This window comes from Thalassotalea crassostreae (genome assembly GCF_001831495.1).
Classification (GTDB): Bacteria; Pseudomonadota; Gammaproteobacteria; order Enterobacterales; family Alteromonadaceae; genus Thalassotalea_A; species Thalassotalea_A crassostreae.
This window is the reverse complement of record NZ_CP017689.1, coordinates 1530072-1551163: the sequence shown is the minus strand read 5'-3', so window position 1 is coordinate 1551163 and position 21092 is coordinate 1530072. Positions and strand designations below refer to the sequence as shown.

Genomic DNA, 21092 nt, shown 5'->3' with positions numbered 1-21092 from the left:
GTGAAACCGTATTATCAAGCACTATATTTTTAGCAGTAACGATTAACGAAAAGGTACACTCCAAAACTTGATGAAACAAAGATGAAAACCGCACTAATTTCTTCCTTTTTAACAATACCAATATGGTTATTAACAGCATGTGGCACAAACACTGATAACGCCTCTAATGGCCGCTATGCAGATTCAACCGCCTCAACAGATTCATTACAACACACAGTGATACATATAAGCCCTCACGGAACTGTAAACGGTAATGGTACGATTAAACAACCGTTAAACTCATTAAAGAGTGCCCGCGATAAAATACGCCAGTTAAAAAATCTTGGTGTTAAAGGTTCATTCGAGGTTCTAGTTGGCGCAGGTGATTATCTTCACTTAGAAGGGTTAACGCTTACAGAGCAGGATTCTGGCACGACTGACTCTCCTATAGTTTATCGTGCGCTTAAGGGGGTTAAGGCTCGCTTCTTTGGTGGTACACTACTCGACCCCAATGCATTTTATCCGCTCGCCCGCGATTCAGAGTTCGCACAACGTTTAGTCGACCCTAACGCCGCGGCTCACATTAAAGTTATCAACCTTAAACAACAAGGTGTTAATGACTTAGGAAAGCTCACTTCTCACGCTTGGGGCTTAGAGCCTGAAAACCGTGTGCCACCCGCTATGCTTACCATTGGTGGTCACCGTATGTCATTGGCTCGTTGGCCAAATCATAATGCACCAAATACGACTCTTAAAGTAACTAAACGTATGCAGGGACTCGATCTTGACAGAGATGATTTTCGCGGCTTTGCTTCTTATAACAAAGTCATTGATAAAGGCATTGGTAAACGTGCATTATCAAAAAAAGCCATTAAAAAAGGCTGGCAGCACTCGCACCAACTTATGAATGGTGGTGGTACTGTAGAGGTTGAATTTGACAGAATGAAGCATTGGTACAACACCGGTAATATATTCATTGATGGTGTTGTGTCGTCTAGTTGGGAGTGGACTTATAACCGGCTACGCAACATTGATGTAGAAAAAAAGCAGTTCACCTTAGAATTGGGGGCGGCTTTAACAGGCGTGGGCGATAAATTAAAGGCTTCACATTTTTTCTTCGATAACGTTGCAGAAGAGCTCGACCAATCGGGTGAATATTTTATTGATCGTAACACCAATCTACTCTATTTGTACCCGCCAGCTAGTTTTGAACAGCAAGCTATTGTCATTTCTTCATTAAATAAACCTGCTATAAGCGCTAAAGAAGTGAATTATGTTAGATTTGAAAATCTCACCTTTGATACTGGCCGCAACTTATTTGCCGAATTTATCAACTCCTCAGGCATTGAAATTATTAACAATACCATTACCAACTTTGTAAAAGGCGGGGTTGACGTAAAAGGTAATAATAACCTAGTCCAAGGTAACGAAATTTATAGCATTGGTGGCTATGGTGTGAGAGTTAACGGTGGTAATTTGAAAACACTTGAGCACTCTAATAATGTTGTTCATTATAATCACATTCACAATTTTGGCTGGGATCAACGCTCTCAAATTCCGGCAATTTACCTTCAAGGTGTTGGTAACCTTGTTGCCCACAATAAAATTAACGATGGCCCACACTTTGCAATTCGCATTAAAGGTGGCAACGATAATATTATTGAATACAATGAGATATTTGATGTTGTAAAATACCACAAGTTCGATGGCGGTGCGCTCTATATCTATAATACCAAGGTGCCTGAACAACGTGGCAGTATAATTCGTAAAAATTACTTCCATAACATTCCTAATAAACGTCATGGTGTCTATATAGACAATCACAGCATGGGCATACGTGTTGAGGATAATCTTTTTGTTGGTGTAGAAGCTCCAGTTAATATAAATTCAGGCCATCACAATCAAGTCAACCGCAATATCATGATTAATAGTCCATCGCCGATTCGCAACTCTAAGTTTTCATTCCAGAAAGTTTATAACGAGGCAATGAAGCAATCATGGCAAAAAATATCGAATAAATTTATAAATAAAATCGAAAGCCTTCCACACCGCAAATACCCTACGTTCATCGCGTGGCTTAACATGAGTGATGAAGAAAAACGTAAAGGCGTAAGTTATGGGCAAGATAATATATTTTATAACCCAGATGTCCCACTGGCTAAATTTGCTGCAAACGGAATTGAAGATCAAATGAAAACATTCGTGTCGAAAAATAATCTACAACTTAACCATGACCCGGGGTTTGCCAATGCCAAAACTGGGGATTACAGTATTGATGCGAAACTAAACCCTGCTGGGTTTAGTTTCGATATAAAACAAGCTGGCCTTGAAGGTAGACAAGTCGGTACACGGTAGCTTTAAGACTTTTCCGCGATACAAAAAAGCACTGCTAAGACTATTAGCAGTGCTTTAAATTTTAAAATTTATTTACTTAGACAACCTATTTAAGTGCTGTGGCCTCGCTGATTTTCAAAGTATTCATATAGACATTCGTAACATCATTAATACCAAAGCTTGATAAATCAACTTCAATATTATTGCCTTTTTGCTGCCATTCAACGGTTTTATCGCTACCTAACATTACAATTGTAGAGCCCTTTGACAACTTCACATTTTTCACCGTAAGTTTGTCACCTGGCCATTTAGGCATGAAAGCGTATAAGGTATCGTCTTTGCGAGTGAAGTATAGCTCTTTAACAGATTGACCAGGTCGAGGCATAATGCTCATTTCAAAGATTGGATCTGGAACACCGTGATGGAAATCTTTCTTGGTGTACTTAATGCGCTCGCCTTCAGTCCACTGTGCATCGACAGCCCACCGTTTGGTACCATAAATAGCTTCACCATTAACTTCTAACCATTTACCGACTTCGATTAAACGATCTTCCATAATTACCGGAATACGGCCATCGGCAGTAGGGCCAATATCTAACAGAAAGTTACCACCTCTCGATACGATATCTACTAGCATAAAAGTTAACAGCTGTGATGAGTTATAATCGTCGTAGGTTTCAATACGGTTTAAACCAAATGATTTACCAATACCGCGATTTTCTTCCCATAAAATATTTGGATCTTCAAAACCAGAGCCATACTCGGTAGTCATATAGCCGCCATGTTTGCCTCGTACTTTGCCCCAACGGTCATTGATAACCACTTCATCTTTATTTGGCGCATTATTATAAAGCCAAGCCAGCATCGGCTTAGTTTGCCATTTTTCGTCGTCCATCCACCAATCGCCGTCAGAGAAAATGACCGCTGGCTGATAATCATTCACGATTTGTTTAAACTGCGGGTACATGACTTCCTTAATGTATTTTTCTCTACTTTCATCAGGTACCCCCGCTTTGCGTTTAGCACCGGTTGTAGGTTGATCTTCTTCTGGCCAATAAGGATTGAACCAATCCCAGATAGAATAGTACAACCCCATCTTTAACCCTTCATCACGAACCGCTTTAGTTAAGTCACCGGTTAAGTCACGCTTAGGACCAGAGTCGACACTATTCCATGCCATACCGAAAGATTCACTCGCTTCTTTTGATGGGAACAAAGTGTATCCGTCGTGATGTTTCGATGTTAATACGACATACTTAGCACCAGAGCGTTTAAACACTTTTGCCCACTGAGCTGGATCAAATAATTCCGCTTTAAAATCTTTGCGAAAATCTGCGTACTCAAAATCTTCGCCATAATGCTTATTATGAAACGCCTGCACATCTGCTGAACGGCTCGTTGCTGCTGCATGCTTACCCGTTTGATCGCCATCCTTAGCGTGCCAATACCATTCTGAGTAACTACCACGGGTTGAGAATGCCGGTACTGAATAAAGCCCCCAATGGATAAAAATGCCAAATTTTGCATCACCAAACCACTGTGGTGTTTCTCTACTATCGAGAGATTCCCATGTAGGTTCATATTCTTTAGCTAAAACAGTGTTAGGCAACACACAGGTTAATAATGCTGCTGTTAAGGCTGTTACTTTGAACATGCTCTTAACACTTTGATTAACAGGATCGATCATAGTTTTTCTCACAAAATTGGCTCAAGATATTCTTGACGCTTAAGTTTTTAGTTTTTAGTTTTTAGTTTTTAGTTTTTAGTTTTCGTTCTCATGTATGCTTTATTTGATTGCAAGTTAACAAAAGTGAATATTTCGCCAACGAAACACAAGTGAACATTATTTACAAAATATACACCTAACAAGATTAAGTAAAGAATTATCTAAATATCAAATCGCAATTACCTAGAACACCAATAAACCTAAACAACAAGACATTAACATTGCTTATATTGGTATAAAATTACTTTAAAACGCACTTGACTAAGGCTTATTAACAACCTAACCTAGGTGAACATAATTTATACTAAACACTCTATAAGTAATTTACAATGAAGATAAAAAATAACTTATCCCAATTATCGGTAATGCTTATTATTGCAGTGGCTTTAACCGCTTGTGACAACAAAATTAAGGCTGGTTCTAAACAACCTGCCAATAATAAAAAACCTAATATTGTGTTGGTGTTAACAGACGACCAAGGTTATGGAGATTTGTCGATTCATGGCAATCCAATAGTCAAAACGCCAGCTATAGATACTCTTGCCAAAGAAAGTGTTAGCTTAACTAATTATCACGTTGCACCTACCTGTTCACCTACCCGAGCTGGACTATTAACCGGCAGATGGAATAATAGAACCGGTGTTTGGCACACAATTATGGGTCGTTCAATATTAAGAGCCAATGAACAAACTTTAGCTAATTTACTTAAAGACAATGGCTATCAAACCGCTATGTTTGGTAAATGGCATTTAGGTGACAATTATCCATATCGTCCTCAAGACAGAGGTTTTGATATGGCTTACTACCATGGTGCAGGCGGAGTCGGGCAAACACCTGATCATTGGGACAACGCCTACTTTGATGACGTTTTTTCAAGAAATGGTGTAAAAGAGTCAGCTACAGGCTTTGTTACCGACGTATTGTTTAATGAAGCGATTGATTATATTGAATCAGTAAAACAATCAGACACGCCATTTTTCACCTTCATTAGCGCGAACGCTCCACACGGTCCAATGCATGCGCCAGAAAAATACGCCAAGATGTACGCAGATGAAAATATCTCGATAAAAGAGCAGCACTTCTTTGGCATGATCACAAATATTGATGACAATGTGGCCAAGATACGCCGCTATTTAGATAAAGAAAACCTTACTAACAACACCATATTTATTTTCACTACAGATAACGGTACATCAACAGGGCATAAGGTATTTAATGCCAATATGCGAGGTGCTAAAAATAGTGAATATGATGGTGGTCATCGGGTACCATTTTTTATCCATTGGCCGCAAGGCAATTTAGCCCATAATACCAGCGTCGACCGTATTACTTCCATGGTCGATGTTGTACCTACCTTATTAAGCTTAAGCAATTCAAAACCTGCGAACGTTAACTTTGACGGTATCTCTATTACGCCACTATTAAAAAATCCAAACATAGAGTCATGGCCATCTCGCACGCTAATTACTGATTCACAACGAGTTCTACACCCTAAAAAATGGCGAAAGAGTGCGGTAATGACTGATAAGTGGCGGCTAATCAATGGCAAAGAACTTTATGATATAAAAGCGGATCCAAGCCAATCAAATGATATTTCAGCTAAACATGTAGAAACGGTTAATAAGTTAAGAGCTGAGTATGACAATTGGTGGCAAGACATTAGCCATAACTTTGGCGAGCCTACCGCTATACCTATAGGCAATGCTCAAGCTAATCCAGTGCAATTAACGAGTCATGATTGGTTAGGTGATAATGCGCAAGTGCCTTGGCAACAAAGTCAAATAAGGCGAGCTATTCGCGAAAAAGACGGCAAACACAAAGGCTATTGGTATATCAATGTTGAAACAGAAGGTATGTATAGCTTTGAACTTCGCCGTTGGCCGCCAGAGGTAGACTTAGAAATTATCAAAGGTATGCCTGCAGCACCTCCTTCAACGGGACAAAGAGCTTTTAGAGAAACTAAAGGTGAAGCTTTTCATGCCCTTAAAGCTAACATGATGATAGGTGGTGAATCACAGCAAACCGATGTGTCACCGACTGATAAATATGTTCGCTTTACCGTTAAACTAAACAAGGGAAAAAATAAGCTAGTTGCTACGTTTATTAATGAAAATAGCGATGAATTAGGTGCCTATTATGTATCCGTTGAAAAATTAAAATAATAAATGAAAGGATTTACCTGTGCTAAATCGTTATAAAAGTTTTCTATATAGTTTCGCTAGTGAACGCAAAGGCTGTTTACTAACTATTTTGCCTGCATTTTTCATGCTGCAATTTAGTATCAATGTTCAAGCGGCTGATATCTTTGTTGCTAATAGTGGTGATGATTCAAAGACAGGTAGCATAGAACAACCCTTAGCAACTATTCAACAGGCATTAAATATTGCAGCGCCTGGCGATACTATATATTTACGTGAAGGTCGTTATCATGAATATGTCGATTTTTCTGGTGTTAGCGGCCTACCTGGCCAACCTATTACGATTTCAAATTACAATGGCGAAATAGCTGTAATTGACGGCTCGCGCTTACTTGCGGACATTGGCGGTGAAGTTTGGACTCCTCTAACGGATGCTGGCCATCCAAATTGTGCAAATCACTGTTATAAAACGACCTTAGATAAAAGTTTAATTGATGCCTTTGACGGGGCAACCGACAGCGAAGATGGCAGTAAAGTAAAAGGTATTTGGCAATTATGGGTAAATGATAGTAATGCCGATGGCAATTACAAAATGATGATCCCTGCCCGCTGGCCAAACTACGACAGAGGCACTGGTCACCCTACCAAAGAGATTAAATTTAAATCTGATAACCGTACACCAATAGATAATTCTTGGTGGGATATGGGTGGTACTTGGGGCTTTATGAAAAATAGCTGGGTTGCACAAAAATCAGCGGATTATGATTCAAGCGTGTTAACCTCGAAAGACCTTGGTTATAACCTGCATCATCTTGAAAATAACCCTGTTTATCATGACTTAGCAGCCCTTCCCGCTCAAGACCAAGGTGGTAATGAATTAAATTTGTCAGGTGGCTCTCTCATTCTTAACTATCATTCTGAAACACAATTCTCACGACCTATTGAAGCAAACGGTCACTCAGCTGGTTCAAATACAATTACCCACCGCTCTGTTGTTGACCCACACGATCAAAACGTTGGTTACTTTTTAGTTGAACATAAAAATGCCCTAGATCAACCCGGTGAGTGGTATTTTGATGCTAACACCAACGAAGTTTGGCTCTGGCCTGAAGATGAACAAAATCCAACAGGCAAAGATATCCGTGGTAAAACTCAGTCTTGGGCAATGGATTTAAACGGCAGTGATCACATCACATTAAAGGGCTTACAATTTTTTGGCACGACAATAAAATGTGAAAACGAATGTGATTATTTAACCATTGAAAACAGTCAGTTTATGTATCCTTCTTGGTATCCTCGCATGCTTGGTTTGCATAGCTATAAAGGCGAAGATAATTTAACCAAAGGCGACAAAGCAGGCTCGGACGCAGGTGAAGGAGCAATGATCCTAGATGGTTCGCATATTCAAATTCGTAATAATGAATTTGCACACAGTGATGCGATGATTAAGCTCGATGGCAGTAGTGGTTGTTCGATGCGTGACAATCATGTGGTTAATAACTTATTTCATCATTTTAGTTACACAGGTTTAGCGCAAATGATGGTATTTATGAATAGTAACTGTGACTCAACTTTTACTCGTAATACCATGCATACCAATGGCTCTAAAGTAATGGTAAAGCATGCTTTGGTAGATATTTCTTGGAGCCACGTTTCTAGTTTTGGTTACTTTCAGCAAGATGGTACTGCCTTTCAATGTAAAGGGGGCAACTTTGAACAAGGTGCAAGTAATGGCACTGAGCGCCACCATATTTGGGCTGTTGATGCACTAAAAGGTTTAGGTCGTTGGGATGGTAATGACGGTGTCGGTGGGATAGATCATCACCAAGTGGCGATGAATGTGGCTGCTCACGGTAATATTAAGGGTGATTTCCATACGGTTAGCAATAACACTACCGTATTTCCACATCAATCAAGCAAAACTATGTTTAAAATTTCATCAACGACTTGGGTTGATAATGACGGCATAGATGGCAAGGGTGACGGCGAACCAGATGTCGATGAAAACGGTTTAATTCATCCTGAAGAAAATGAAAATAGCTATGTTTACAATAACCTTTCAAGTGGCCTCTCTTCAGATCCTCATTTAGCCGTGCCTTTATTGGTTAAGCCTGAAAACATGGCAGCTAACTGGAATGGTTTCGGTATTGTTTCGACCAAACCAAACCTAGACACAACTAAAGGCGATATTACTCGCGGCGAGTTTACCCCTCGTTCAGCAAGTGATACTGCAGCATCTAGACTTAGAGACCCTGAAAACTTTGATTTTCGACCTAAAGCAACCGCCACTGAAATTATTGACCAAGGTATACCGGTTAGCATTCCTGTTATTAATATGAATGGCACCGCAGTTCCTAATGTTGGCCTGGCGATTAATAGCCAATTAACACTTGATGATCCAATAGCAGGTGTCGCTCAAGACTTAGGTGCTTATGAATATGACAGTGCCAATGCGCTAGAATATTGGATCCCAGGTTACCGTTACCAAACTCTTGCTAGCTCACCAGTGCCTAGATTACATACGCAAAGCGCTAAAGTTGAAGCTGATTTGATGTGGTTACCTGCACAAGGTGCAGTTGGTCACATTGTTTACTTAGGCACGGATAAAAATCAACTGAGTGAAATTTGTCGTTATGAAGGTGATGATGCTGTTGCTCAAGGTAAAGATATAAATAATTTACCGGCACTCGAAGAAGGCTTTACCCATTTAAAAAATATTTGTTCACCGCCAGAGTTAGCGGCAAACAGTAATTATTTTTGGCGTGTAGATACCATTTTAACTGACAACCAAATAGAAACTGGCGCAGTGTGGGATTTTACCGTTGCTATTCCTGCCGAAGAAGTAACCACCGTGTTAGAACCTAGTGCTGACACCTACATTGATGAAGGCAGTGCTGCAAACAGTTTTGCTGACGCAGAAGGATTAAAGTTATGTACACCTGATGCTGACAGCTCGTCAAGTTTGCGTGTTGCCTACTTTAAATTTGATTTAGCAAATATTGAAGGCAGCATTAAAAAAGCGACATTACGAGTAAGACGTAACAATCAAGCAGGTACATCAAACGAAACCGGCGCATATATCGTCTCTAACACTGCTGCTATTGACTCATTAACATACAACGATGCAGTAGATGATGGTCTCATTCCTGTTGAAGGCGTTGATAACGAAATAGCCTTTGTTGATAAGATTTATGAAGGCAGCTGGGGAGACTTTGATATCACCGAAGGCTTAGTTGCGAATCAAAATGAAATTGTTATCGCCTTAAAAGCACACGCGTCTTCAGGTTGTGGTAATAAAAAGCTAATCGACTCTATGGAAGCAGAGCAAGCAGCCAATGAAGAAATAGGACCCGAGCTAATTATTGTTTCGCAAGAGCAAATCGGTGACCCTGCCCCACAATCAGTGAAAAACTTGATTGCTCGTAATGGCTTAAGAAGCGTTACCTTAAACTGGAGCGTGGTAACGGAAAACGATGTTATTGGCTATAACGTTTATCGCCGTGATCATCATGAAGATGAATATAAATTCCCGCTAAACAATGAGCCACTGGCTATTACAGATGCATGGTTCACCGATACGACTTTAACTGCAGGCCAATCCTACGAATACGTTGTACGTGCAATCGATGAAGCCGAGCAAGAGTCAAACAACACACAAATACAAGATGTTGGCTTAGCCGATAGCGACAGTGACAACATGAGCGATAGTTGGGAAGCATTTTATGGCCTAGAAGTTGGTAGCAATGATAGCAGTGACGATTTAGACACAGACACTGTTACTAACATTGCCGAGTACAATCAAGGCAGTAACCCTAATGATGACAACAGCACAGACGCAACGCCAGCAGATACCGATAATGATGGGATGAGCGACGACTGGGAAGTTACTTATGACTTAGATCCTAGAGTTAACGATGCTAACGCGGATGCTGACGAAGATAATGTCTCAAACATAGAAGAGTACTTGGCAGGAACAAATCCTAGAGCTAAAGACTCATCTAATTCAGAACCAATCGACCCAACTGATCCTACAGATTCAACAGATCCTGATGACAATACTGATGATTCAGATAACGACGGTTCAGGCGATAACTCTGACAATGATAACTCTGACAGCGACAATACCGACAACTCCGACGAACAACCTGTAGCGGAAAAAGAAGAATCAGGTTCTGGTGGTAGCGTTGGCATAACGTGTTTAATGTTTTTATTATCAATTAGGTTTTTCAAAACTTATAAAGTTACAACAGCAACGAAGCAATAATATTAGCAGAAAAGTAAAACCTTCATCCCACCCATATTAGGGTGGGATTTACTTAAGTTTAAAGGTGACTAGAACGGCAATTAAATGCCACAACCAGAAGTAGAGAAAATACGCCGTCATATAATAGAAGCTGTCTTTAAGTAATTTTTTACATAAAGACTAAACTAGGGTGAGGGTCTGAAAAGTGCCACAAGCAGTAGAAAATAAGCGCCGTCATCCCCCACGAGTCTGAGCGAGGTGAGGGACCTCCTGAAGCACGATGTGGCAAAATTATTAAGATGTTTCTACGGCTGTTTTGTGCCATTCGCCGACAGTCAGCAATGATAGAATCAGCTTGAAATATTCTTGTTGTTTTTCATCCTGTTTATTTTATAAAACCAAATGGAAAGCGTTAAAGAAATCAGTATTGCTAGAAACAAGCTGTATTGAAAAAATGCATCACTAATACTAAAAACCCAGTTATCACACGAATTGATGTCGCCATCGAAACACGCCATAAAAACTTGATGTTCAACGAATTGAGCTAACATTTGGAATGTAATAATTAGTACGGAGAAAACGGCGAGAGTAACAAGTATCTTTAATAACAGCCCCTGTCGACTTTTAATTAAAGAAGCATGAATAATTGCTGGTATAGAACACATTATTAATAAAGGAATTAAGTATAAAAGTTTATCCATTTCTTTTACTCATCTACTTCTGTTTGTCGTCTACTAAGTCTTTTTATCAACTAAATCGACTTGGTGACTATCATAAATTATCCAACCTGTTTTGTCTTCATGCTCAACTTTGATAACCATGAAATCTTTTTCGTATTGAATTCGCAATACATCAAGCGTTTGGTTAGGGGTTAATAAAAACTGCTGAGCTCTATCGGAATCACATGAATACTCACACCGCCAATCATCGTAAAAAATTACTGATGTTTTAGTAATCACTTGCTTAGTCCTATCGGAGTATACATCCACAGCCCACACACTAATAGCAATCGTTAAAACAGTGGCAATTAATAAGGCTGATTTATTCATACTGTTGTCGCTCATGTCGCCCTAATTAACTGCTTGCATTATGGCATGCAACAGCAGGGATTTTGTATTTTCCGTTGAATGACATACTTTCATTGTTAGAGAGTAATTCAATCTCAGCGGAGCAATCAATTATTTTCACCATACCACCCGATAGAGAAATGACCTCTGAATAACCTTTCTCAGACCTCATAGTCAATACAATATCATTAGAATCAAAAGTACCAATTTTGTCAGGAAGTTTCATGCGGTATCTTTCATAGATGTTTCCAAAGCCTAATCCATGCTTTGAAAATTCAAACTCACTAGTGGGTTCGTTCACGTATAAAAACCAAGTACCATTATCACCAGCCATTGATACAGTTGTACTCACTTGTACACAGCTATATAAAAACGGAAGAATTAAGATTAAAGCTACCCCTTTCAACTTACGTACTCTCCATATCTGAGTGGCTGGTTATCGCTCAAAGCGGAAGTAGAACATCCGCTTACTTAATTCTATCCTAATGAATATTAAGAAGATGTAAACCCATAATATATAGAAGCACTAGATTAGGTCATTTATCTAGTGCTTTAACAGTTCCAAGTTAGATAATCGGCTTGAAAATAGAGTCACCTTAAAACATAATGAATTCCCGTTCAAAACAGGACGCAAAGACGGTGTGTTTTTCTATTTCTGCGTGTGAACTCGCTGCTTAAATTACAACGCCCTTTCCCCTGTGACACTGCGGAAGAAGCGTATACGTGACTTAGGGTTAGATACCGATACATCGTGGTTTAATGCCCATATCATGGCTCCGCCGTAACCGTTATCTTTCAAGAACTGCATTTTTGCTTCGACGCTTTGATTGCTGTTGTTGTATTTAAAGGTCATCAAGTAGTCTGGATCATCAGGAGCAGGAACTTTAAACATATCTTCTGTATCTTTAACATCGATTATTTTAACGAGATCGCGATAATCTATTGACGCCCTTTCTGTTCCTTCACGCTTTTTAATTTCCTTGCCATAAAATGCAAAGCCACCGAAAACCTTTTCTTTAGGCACCTTATGCTTAGTAACTAAATCAGTTAAACCACTTTTAAATTGCGCAACTGTATTGGTGTAGTTCATGATATTTATTTGATCTAAAAGCGTGTGGTATTTTTCTAGAAACTTACGGGTGTGTTCGCGCTTAACACCAAAAGCACCTGAAACGTGTATGCCCTCAGGTTTTAAATATTTATTTAAGGCGATAAAAATTTTAGCTAGAAGCTCTACATCTTCATCACTACTCGGATGCTCATAATCAACGTCAACACCAATAATACCATGCTTAATGCATAGGTCACGAATGTTTTTAGCAAATTCGTCCTGCTTATTATTGCGCACAAGCTGATTAAAATACGTTTCTTTTTTACCCATGCCATTAATACCAAGGGTTGTTTTAACTTTGTATTTTTTAGCGTCAGCGACAATTGTGTTTATCATTTCAGTTGTCAGGCCAATACCGCTGCGACGTCTGTAATTCACATTCCCCGATTTTTCATCAACAGAAATGATATTTATGCCACCCGTTTCAGGTTGTGGTGCTACTGCGAAAATAATAATTTCATCTAAATACTCTAGGGCTTCTGGCTCGTAGTGCTCCCAGCCGCCATTAAACCAAAAAGCAGTAAGAGGTAAAGAGTCTTGTTTTTTTGCCTGTACGTTAAAACAAGATAATGTAAATAGTAAGACCAGTAATACTTGGGTTTTCATAAGTTTCTCATTTCGTTTTTATTATTAAAAGGTTATTTTAGCGGAATCCATTTGCCAACTGGGGTAAAGGTTTCATCAGCATAATCCCCTCCTTGCTGACTATGTTTTGCCGATTCATTGAATTTTACCAACGCTTTATACATAGCACTTACCCGCTCTGGATTAGCCGCTGCTAGGTCATTCTTTTCTTGTGGATCATTTTCAATATCAAATAGCTGAATAGTCGGTTTGGGTGTCAAAGTGCTGACTAATTTATAATTTCCGTCTATTAATGCAAAAGCTTTTTTAGTACGAAATGGGATAGGCTCATTACGCACAAATGACTTGTGCCCGGCTTGAGGTTGAAACAAGGGCAGTAAACTCGTCCCATCAATTGGTCTGTTATCTGGAATTTGATAGTCAACCAATTGTGCTATTGTTGGCAGGTAATCTAAGGTAGACGTTGGCTCAGTAATGACTGAGTTAGCTTCAATGTGACCAGGCCACAATGCCAGTGTAGGTACTCTTACGCCGCCTTCATACAAAGCGCGTTTTCGCCCTTTTAAGCCATTTGTTGATCCGGCATTACCCTGAGTCTGCTTTTTGCCTTCGGGGCCATTATCACTAGTAAAGGTGATTAAGGTATTGTCACTAACACCGAGAGCGGCAAGAGTTTCGCGCAAGCGCCCTATTTGCTCATCCATTTCAGTGACTACGCCATAGTAATGCGCCGCTCTTCCGTGGCCTTGATACATTTTTAAATATTCTGGTCCAGCAACAACTGGCTTATGCGGAGCATGAAACCAAATCACGGTAAAGAAAGGTTTGTTTTGACTGACTGACTCGTTAATGTGGGCTAGTGCTTTATCCATTACCACTTTAGAGGCTCCGCCTTGCAAAGTTGGGTCGTTAGGATCTAAAGGCTGGCCATCTAGATAAAATGGGTTATTCTTAGCACGTACACCCTTTGTTGGATCCCAGGTGGATACCGCAGACTCAGTCACAAATGAAGTATCATAACCATGCCATGACGGCGGCGAATAATTTTCTTTAGGCTTACGTTTTGGTCCTTTGGCAGAAACCGTTTCACTAAGCGTGCCTAAGTGCCATTTTCCAAAGTGTCCGGTGTTAAAGCCTTTCTCTTTTAATATTTCAGAAATAGTAATCTCTTGCTTGGGCAGGTGACCAACATTGGCGGTATAAATACCATAGCGAAAATAATGACGCCCGGTTAAGTACGTACCTCTGGTAGGCGAACAGACCGGTCCACCAGCATGGAAGTTAGTCATTACCGCGCCTTGTTTTGCCATTAAATCGAGCGACGGTGTTTTAATGATTTCATTACCGTTAAAACCGGTATCGCCATAGCCTAAATCATCGGCCATCATTAGCACGATGTTAGGCAGCATTTTTTCAGGTTGCACTTTTTCAGCCTGCGCTAAAGCCGAACTTGTCATTGCTAAAGCCGTTAGTGCCATTATTGTTTTTATCATTAAAAGTCCTGCTATTTTGCCATTATTGTTTAAGGAAAATTGCTAATTTGTTGGAAATAAAAAAGGCAGTAATCTTATTCAAGTTACCGCCTTTATTTTTACTACTAATACCGATTTATTTAGCTCATTCTAATGAACGTTTTTTTGCACATCCTCAAGACCACCGTGAAGCAATGTTTCTCCGCCCCACTGCATAGTATCTCTATCAAGCTTTAATAAATGCTCAGGATAATCTTTAGTAATACCAAAAGAGTCTAAGTTTACATCGAACGGTATAAAGCCTGATTTGAGTGCTTCTGCGTTATCTACTAAACGATAATCTTTATTAGCAACATCAACAAACTGTTGTTGTTCTGTTGTAATTGAGTTTAACTCTACGCCGTGCTTTTGATGTTTTTTCAAGAACTCATCAGCGCCCTTAAATGCGTAAGTATTATTATCTAATAAATACTCATAAGGTATTTTCTTTGTGCCTTTTTTAGTGGCGAAAAATTCAGAGGTATTCCATAAATCACGTGCTCCATAAGGCGGTCTTCTGCCCTTAGTGAAGATGTTATTTTGAATTTCAGACTCAGGCTTAAACCATTGACGCGGGAATGCACGCATACGAATCGCTTCACCATTGGTATTGATAAAGATGTTATTGGTAATATGGTTGTAATCTTTATGAACAATACCAGTTCCAGCATTTTCAATGATGTTTTGTGTCGTTATCGTACCGCGCTGCCAATCATCTGTACGGGTACCAATATAGTCAACGTCATAAATGTAGTTATGACGAATAATGTTTCCGGTACCTGCGCCAGAAATATTAATAGAGGCGCCATCATGCAAACGTAATAATGTTTTAGTAACTTTATTGTTTTCAATGACGTTATTGCGGCTGTGTAGATACGGCATAAAGTGCTCTTGTGCATCTTCTGTCCATTCAACATCTAAGTCGATTTCGTTCCAGCGGATAGTTTGTGCAGCTTCGTCAAAATCTTCATGCTTTTTCATCAAGATTTGCACACGAGTGCCGGCTACACCTATGGCTTTGCGAGGTACGTGGTGGATCCAGTTATTTGAAATCGTATTGTTACCACTTTGCCATGCAAATACCCCATGTCCATGCCAAATGATTTCGCCAACATGATGAATAATATTATTGGTAATTGTATTGCTGTGGTTAACGTCTTTAGTACCTGGACCGTAGCCCGCTAATAAAATGCCCATATGACCAACATAATCAATTAAATTATCTTTAATGGTTATGTTTTGTGCATGCAAATCTAAACGAATGGCTGAACCTGCAGAGTTGGTAAAGTGACTGCCAATTACTTGCATATTTTCAGCACCACGAAAGCGTAGCATAGCGTTACCAGTATCAAAAGAATCCCAGTCGTGTTGTATGCCCCAACCTTTATGGTCTTTATGCCACGTTGAGCGTTTACCTTGAGTAAAGGTTAAACCTTCAAATGCGATATTTTTAACCGGTTGATCAACCGGACCGTCATAATCAATGTCGCCCTCTACACGTACTAACTCTTTTAACTGTGGAATTGTTATATCGTGTGGTTTTTGGTTATCGTGTGGCCAATAGTACAATTTACCGGTATTACTGTTGTGAGCCCACTCGCCTGCTTCGTCAATAAAATCAACGGCATTCTCAATCACCGCCCATGGGCCATTTTGCGAAAACGCAGGCGCATTAGCTTCAAATTTTAACGTCAGTAATTGCTCGTCTAAATTGATAGATTCTAGTGGGATGAAGTTCATTGCCCAAGGAACAGGGTTAAAAAACACTTCGATATCGTCAAGGTTTTTCCAATCACGAATTGGTGCACCTTCCACATAACGAATTTCACGCAATAAATGACGATCTTTCTTATGCATAACGTTACGCGAATCAGCTATTTCATAACCGGTAGGTTTAATCCCATCAAAACGATCGCTTCGTGCTCGGGCTAAGCGTTTATCGCCAGCAAACACGGCAGTAAAACGGCCGTAGTCTTCACGAGTAACATCGGCAACCCAAATATTACCCTGGGCAATTTCTGGCAGACCTTCTAACTCACCTTCTAGTTTTGCCCAACCTTCAACGGCTTTACCACTTGAAATCACAGGGGTCTCACCAGGAACTGCACGGTAATTTACAAATGAATCACCTTGACCACCGTCTTGACGATTTAAGATTAGAGTTTCCGACAATGTATAAGTGCCGCCGGCTAACCAAACGACAATATCTTGACTGCGCTGAGAGTCATCTAATGCACGAATAGCATCACGGGCTTGCGCAATACTTGCAAAAGGGGCTCCTTGCGTACCGCCATTTCCTGCTAGCCCTTGTGGAGAAACATAAAATTCAAGCGTTTGACTTTGTTTCTGGCTTGATTGTTGAGCAACAGTTTGCTCGGTTTGTTGTTCACCACAAGCTGATAATGCCAAAGTGCAACATGTTGCCAGTGCTAATGCGCTTTGATTGAAATATTTTTTAATCATAAGTTTTCCAAATAGTTCTTGTTTTACGTTTTGTTTAAGAGCTTCTAGTGTTCAAAACTCTTCTTTAAGCTTTTATAATTTTCGTTATTATTTAACTGAATTCTCTTTATCTTCAACGGTAAATTGCCAAACATCACCTTTGATCGTTTTGCCTTGGCGAATAGCATCTACTCGCCAATAATATTGCTTGCCAGCTTCAAGGTTTTTAGGAGTAAAGATATTGTGCTTAAACTCGCCTTGATACTGCTTTGATTTTGTATTTGCTAAGTTGACCGCATTTTTATCTTCACCGAAATAAACATGATGAACAGACGCTTTATACGCGTTCAACCACATTAAATCGGCATCTAACTTTACATTTACACCAGCTAACGGAGGCACTGGCCTTGATGCTTTTTTATCTTGGAAGCCTGGGATCCAATAACTCTTGGCGCCAAATTCATAAGGGCCAATATCAGGTTTTTTGCCTTCATAATGAAGTGTTTTATTGTTAATAATGACGCCAGCATCTACCAAATCTGAATCTGCTTTAGGACGAAAATCTAAATTGTCAGGGTCTCTTAATTGTGAACGGATATCTTTACCTAATGTCACGCCATCCCAGTTATGATCTACGATACCTGGAACAGGATATTTGACTCGAGGTTTATGTCTGTGGCCAGAGAATTTATTGCTAATATTATTGCGGGTAATGGTTTTATGGTTATGACCTTGGATCTCTTTGTTACTACTGGTGATCAAATCATTTAAATGACTATCAAAGCTTAAGTTATTAAAGATAAAGTGGTTGTCGCCTTTAAAGTAAATTCTATCAGTACTCCAAGCAACATTATTATATACATTACCGTTATGACCATAGGGTGCATTAGGGGTGTTTTTATTATCAAAACGAATGCCCTGTTTTACACTGTCGTGCACCCAGTTGTATCGCACTATGCCGTCAGGTTGTTGCTGAACACTTAACTGGATCATCGAACCATCGTTTTGTAAATGACCAGAATCAGAAAGATCATTTAACTCAATTAGATTTCTCACGCCTGCTTTGAATAATTCCGAGCACCCCGTGGTATGGACAGTGTTGCTGCGAAACACCAACTCTTTTGCGTGAACCATATTTAAGGTGTAACCACCTTTATAAGTACAGCTGTAATCAATATCGTGCATGTAACAGTTTTCAACTAAATTTCCGGTGCCATTCATTTCAATAGCAGGACCATCTGTATATGCAATTTTACAATTTTTCAATTGGTTGTACGCAATATCATCTTTTTTCTTAACCAACATTTTAGTGACATCAATCTCCGAAATATCACCTAACATGCGTTTTGAATATGACGGGTACAGTAACTCACTATCTTCAATATTAATAAAAGAGCTGCGTTTAACATCGAACGTTGTAGCGAAAAAGTTTATGCCTTGTACATTAATAAACTGAGAGTTAGTAATATCTAATGCGTAGCTTTGAACCTTGCCTCGCACATTTAACTGCTCTGGATTCACACCATTTACTGCCCACAAATACAGTTCATTGGTATCGACATCAAAAAACCACTCATTCTCTTCATCTAGCAAGGCTAAGCTGCCTTCTAGAAAGTAGCCTTGACGATGAATCTTTCCTTCGTAGCTAAAGTGCTCTCGGGTGCCTTTAGTATCATAGGTGAAATGATCTTGACCTTTTTTATGTTCGGTTATCTTTTTCTGAAACGTTTTGAATGAACCAGAATTAACAATGACAATTGCACCGGTTAAGTCAGCATCTAACTCTGCAAGTTCTTTATTATAATGAGTACCAAATTTACCTTTGCCTTTTTCAGGCCACATCATTGACTGACTCTTATCCCACACAGAGCGGTCATACCAATTACCGTTTGGCCAGCGCGCCGAAGTCATGCTTTTATCATTAACAAACAATTGCCAAATAGGTTGTTTTATTTTGGTTTTGTAGATATTGCCACGATATTTTTGCCATTCGTTGTTAATGCTTATGGTGCCATCAAACGTAACCTTCTCATCTTGATAGGCTTTAAAGCTATAAGGCTTATCTTTACTGCCCTTAAATTTGGTGAGCTTAACTTGTTCAAAGTAGTTACCGCCGCGAATATAGGTAACATCGCCAGCACGCATCTTATCGGCTGCATATTGAATGTGCTTAAAAGGACGCTCTATAGAACCATCATTATCATCATCGCCATTCGTCGCAACATAATACTCACTAGCAACAGCCGGTGTTAACAGGCTAACGCTAATAAAAACTGCAAATAATCGGTTCATTATTTTTTATTCACTTTACTTATTCCTAATCTACTTATTCCAGTGTTCAGCTTTCACTGCCATAAGTTCAGGGTACATTTCGTCAGAATCACCAACCTCTTGTTTTAACATGTTTAGTACTTTTTTAAGTTCAGATTTTAGTGAAGCAGATGATTTTTCTGGGTACAAATTAGTCATTTCTTTAGGGTCATTTTCTAAATCATAAAGCTCCCAGTATGGCGGCGTAGCAGCTGGCATAGCGCCATTAGCGTCAAGCGCTAAGCCATAGAAAAAGGATAGTTTATGAGTTTTGGTACGAACTCCATAATGCGCAGGTACATAGTGGTGAGTCATATGAAGCCAGTAACGGTAATAAATTGCCTCTCTACCTTTTGCTTGCTCAGGATTAAGTAGTGCAGATTTAAAGCTTTGTCCTTGCATACTCTTTGGTGGTTTTATACCAGCAACATCGAGTAACGTTGGTGCAATGTCTAAATTCATAAACAGTTCATCTGTTGTTTTACCAACATTTTTAGTCTTAGTAGATTGTGCTTGTGGGTATCGTACTAAAAACGGCATTTGAATAGACTCTTCATATATCCATCGTTTATCGTAATAATCATGCTCACCCAGCATCATGCCCTGATCAGATGTATAGATAACGATTGTCTCTTCAGTTAAACCATTAGCATCTAAATAATCTAATACGCGTCCAACGTTTTCATCAATCGCTTTAATCGTACGAAGGTATTCTTTGAGGTATTTTTGATATGCAGCCGAAACTACTGTGTTCCAATCATAACTGTCTAATTTAAGAGTACCGGTTGGCCAAGTTTCATCTAACATGCGAGTAACTAAACCACGACCTTCCATGCGGCGAGAAACAGAAGAGCCAAATTGCTGCCCTGCCTTACCATCAATAATTACCGCATCAGTTGGGCCATGTTTACCGCGATTATATAAACTGTCAGGCTCTGGAATATGAACATCGGCAAGGAAGTTTTCATGGCGTTTAGCCGGCTCCCATAAGCCATGTGGCGCTTTATGATGAATCATCAACATAAACGGTTTATCTTGCTCACGTTCATTTAGCCAATCGATACTTAAATCGGTAATAACGTCAGTAACATAACCGGGGTAAACTTCCCCACCCATTTGTCCATTTTTCCATTTCTTTCCGATTTCTTTTAACTTAGGATCAAAGTAATCCCCTTGGTTGGGTAATACATTGTAATAATCAAAACCTGAAGGTTCAGTTTTTAAATGCCACTTACCGACAATTGCCGTTTGATAACCTGCATTTTTAAGCTGTTTAGCGACATTATCTTTTTTACGATCAAGTGGATCGGCTAAGGTTCTTACACCATTGGTATGGCTGTATTGCCCAGTTAATATCGCGGCGCGACTTGGGGTACAAATAGAATTATTGGCATACATACCATTAAATCTTACCCCTTCGGTTGCCAACCTATCAATATTCGGTGTTTTAAAAACTTTAGATAAGCGACTTTGATAACTAGATACCGCGTTCGCAGCATGATCATCAGACATTATAAAGATAATGTTAGGTTGCTTAGCATTAACCGTATTAGCCATGACAGAACCACACATTATTGACGCAATAACTGTAGCTTTAAGGCTTGCTTGTAACTTACTTTTTATTGTTTTATTAAATTTCATCATAT

Annotated in this window: 11 protein-coding genes; 3 read left to right on the top strand and 8 right to left on the bottom strand. The window is 39.5% G+C overall.

Features of this window, described 5'->3' with window-relative positions; translation table 11 throughout:
• Positions 1–81 precede the first annotated feature (81 nt).
• A complete protein-coding gene (locus LT090_RS06730) occupies positions 82–2334 on the top strand; it encodes a right-handed parallel beta-helix repeat-containing protein (RefSeq protein ID WP_068545171.1) in 2253 nt (750 codons plus the stop codon).
• An 85-nt stretch (positions 2335–2419) separates the two neighbouring features.
• Here LT090_RS06730 and LT090_RS06725 read toward each other — a convergent pair whose 3' ends face one another.
• Entirely contained in the window at positions 2420–4000 is a 1581-nt protein-coding gene (locus tag LT090_RS06725; protein WP_226996529.1) for an alpha-L-fucosidase, read from the bottom strand.
• Between the two features lie 368 nt (positions 4001–4368).
• Here LT090_RS06725 and LT090_RS06720 point away from each other — a divergent pair, with 368 nt between their 5' ends.
• Together LT090_RS06720 and LT090_RS06715 are read left to right on the top strand one after the other, a co-directional pair.
• On the top strand, positions 4369–6201 hold the full coding sequence (locus LT090_RS06720) for an arylsulfatase (protein WP_068545170.1): 1833 nt from the start codon (positions 4369–4371) through the stop codon (positions 6199–6201).
• Between the two features lie 19 nt (positions 6202–6220).
• On the top strand, positions 6221–10441 hold the full coding sequence (locus LT090_RS06715; protein WP_068545169.1) for a CBM96 family carbohydrate-binding protein: 4221 nt from the start codon (positions 6221–6223) through the stop codon (positions 10439–10441).
• A 713-nt stretch (positions 10442–11154) separates the two neighbouring features.
• On the opposite strand, the gene LT090_RS06705 is transcribed toward LT090_RS06715, so the two are convergent.
• From LT090_RS06705 to LT090_RS06675, 7 genes are all read right to left on the bottom strand, one after another.
• Positions 11155–11484, bottom strand: coding sequence for a hypothetical protein (locus LT090_RS06705; RefSeq protein ID WP_068545167.1), 330 nt, complete (start codon positions 11482–11484; stop codon positions 11155–11157).
• 10 nt (positions 11485–11494) lie between these two features.
• Positions 11495–11839, bottom strand: coding sequence for a hypothetical protein (locus tag LT090_RS06700; RefSeq protein WP_157726593.1), 345 nt, complete (start codon positions 11837–11839; stop codon positions 11495–11497).
• A 327-nt stretch (positions 11840–12166) separates the two neighbouring features.
• A complete protein-coding gene (locus tag LT090_RS06695; RefSeq protein WP_068545165.1) occupies positions 12167–13204 on the bottom strand; it encodes a glycoside hydrolase family 18 protein in 1038 nt (345 codons plus the stop codon).
• A 32-nt stretch (positions 13205–13236) separates the two neighbouring features.
• Complete coding sequence (locus LT090_RS06690; protein ID WP_089152986.1) at positions 13237–14676, bottom strand: sulfatase family protein; 1440 nt, start codon at positions 14674–14676, stop codon at positions 13237–13239.
• A gap of 129 nt (positions 14677–14805) precedes the next feature.
• Complete coding sequence (locus LT090_RS06685) at positions 14806–17157, bottom strand: right-handed parallel beta-helix repeat-containing protein (RefSeq protein WP_068545164.1); 2352 nt, start codon at positions 17155–17157, stop codon at positions 14806–14808.
• An 87-nt stretch (positions 17158–17244) separates the two neighbouring features.
• Entirely contained in the window at positions 17245–19428 is a 2184-nt protein-coding gene (locus LT090_RS06680; protein WP_068545163.1) for a hypothetical protein, read from the bottom strand.
• Positions 19429–19458: 30 nt separating this feature from the next.
• Positions 19459–21090: a sulfatase family protein gene (locus tag LT090_RS06675; RefSeq protein ID WP_226996528.1), complete on the bottom strand. Its 1632-nt coding sequence runs from the start codon at positions 21088–21090 to the stop codon at positions 19459–19461.
• Positions 21091–21092 lie beyond the last annotated feature (2 nt).

Coding starts and splice junctions, on each gene's coding strand:
- LT090_RS06730 (WP_068545171.1), top strand. CDS start 82: ATGAAAACCGCACTAATTTCTTCCTTTTTAACAATACCAATATGGTTA.
- LT090_RS06725 (WP_226996529.1), bottom strand. CDS start 4,000: ATGATCGATCCTGTTAATCAAAGTGTTAAGAGCATGTTCAAAGTAACA.
- LT090_RS06690 (WP_089152986.1), bottom strand. CDS start 14,676: ATGATAAAAACAATAATGGCACTAACGGCTTTAGCAATGACAAGTTCG.
- LT090_RS06705 (WP_068545167.1), bottom strand. CDS start 11,484: ATGAGCGACAACAGTATGAATAAATCAGCCTTATTAATTGCCACTGTT.
- LT090_RS06675 (WP_226996528.1), bottom strand. CDS start 21,090: ATGATGAAATTTAATAAAACAATAAAAAGTAAGTTACAAGCAAGCCTT.
- LT090_RS06720 (WP_068545170.1), top strand. CDS start 4,369: ATGAAGATAAAAAATAACTTATCCCAATTATCGGTAATGCTTATTATT.
- LT090_RS06680 (WP_068545163.1), bottom strand. CDS start 19,428: ATGAACCGATTATTTGCAGTTTTTATTAGCGTTAGCCTGTTAACACCG.
- LT090_RS06695 (WP_068545165.1), bottom strand. CDS start 13,204: ATGAAAACCCAAGTATTACTGGTCTTACTATTTACATTATCTTGTTTT.
- LT090_RS06685 (WP_068545164.1), bottom strand. CDS start 17,157: ATGATTAAAAAATATTTCAATCAAAGCGCATTAGCACTGGCAACATGT.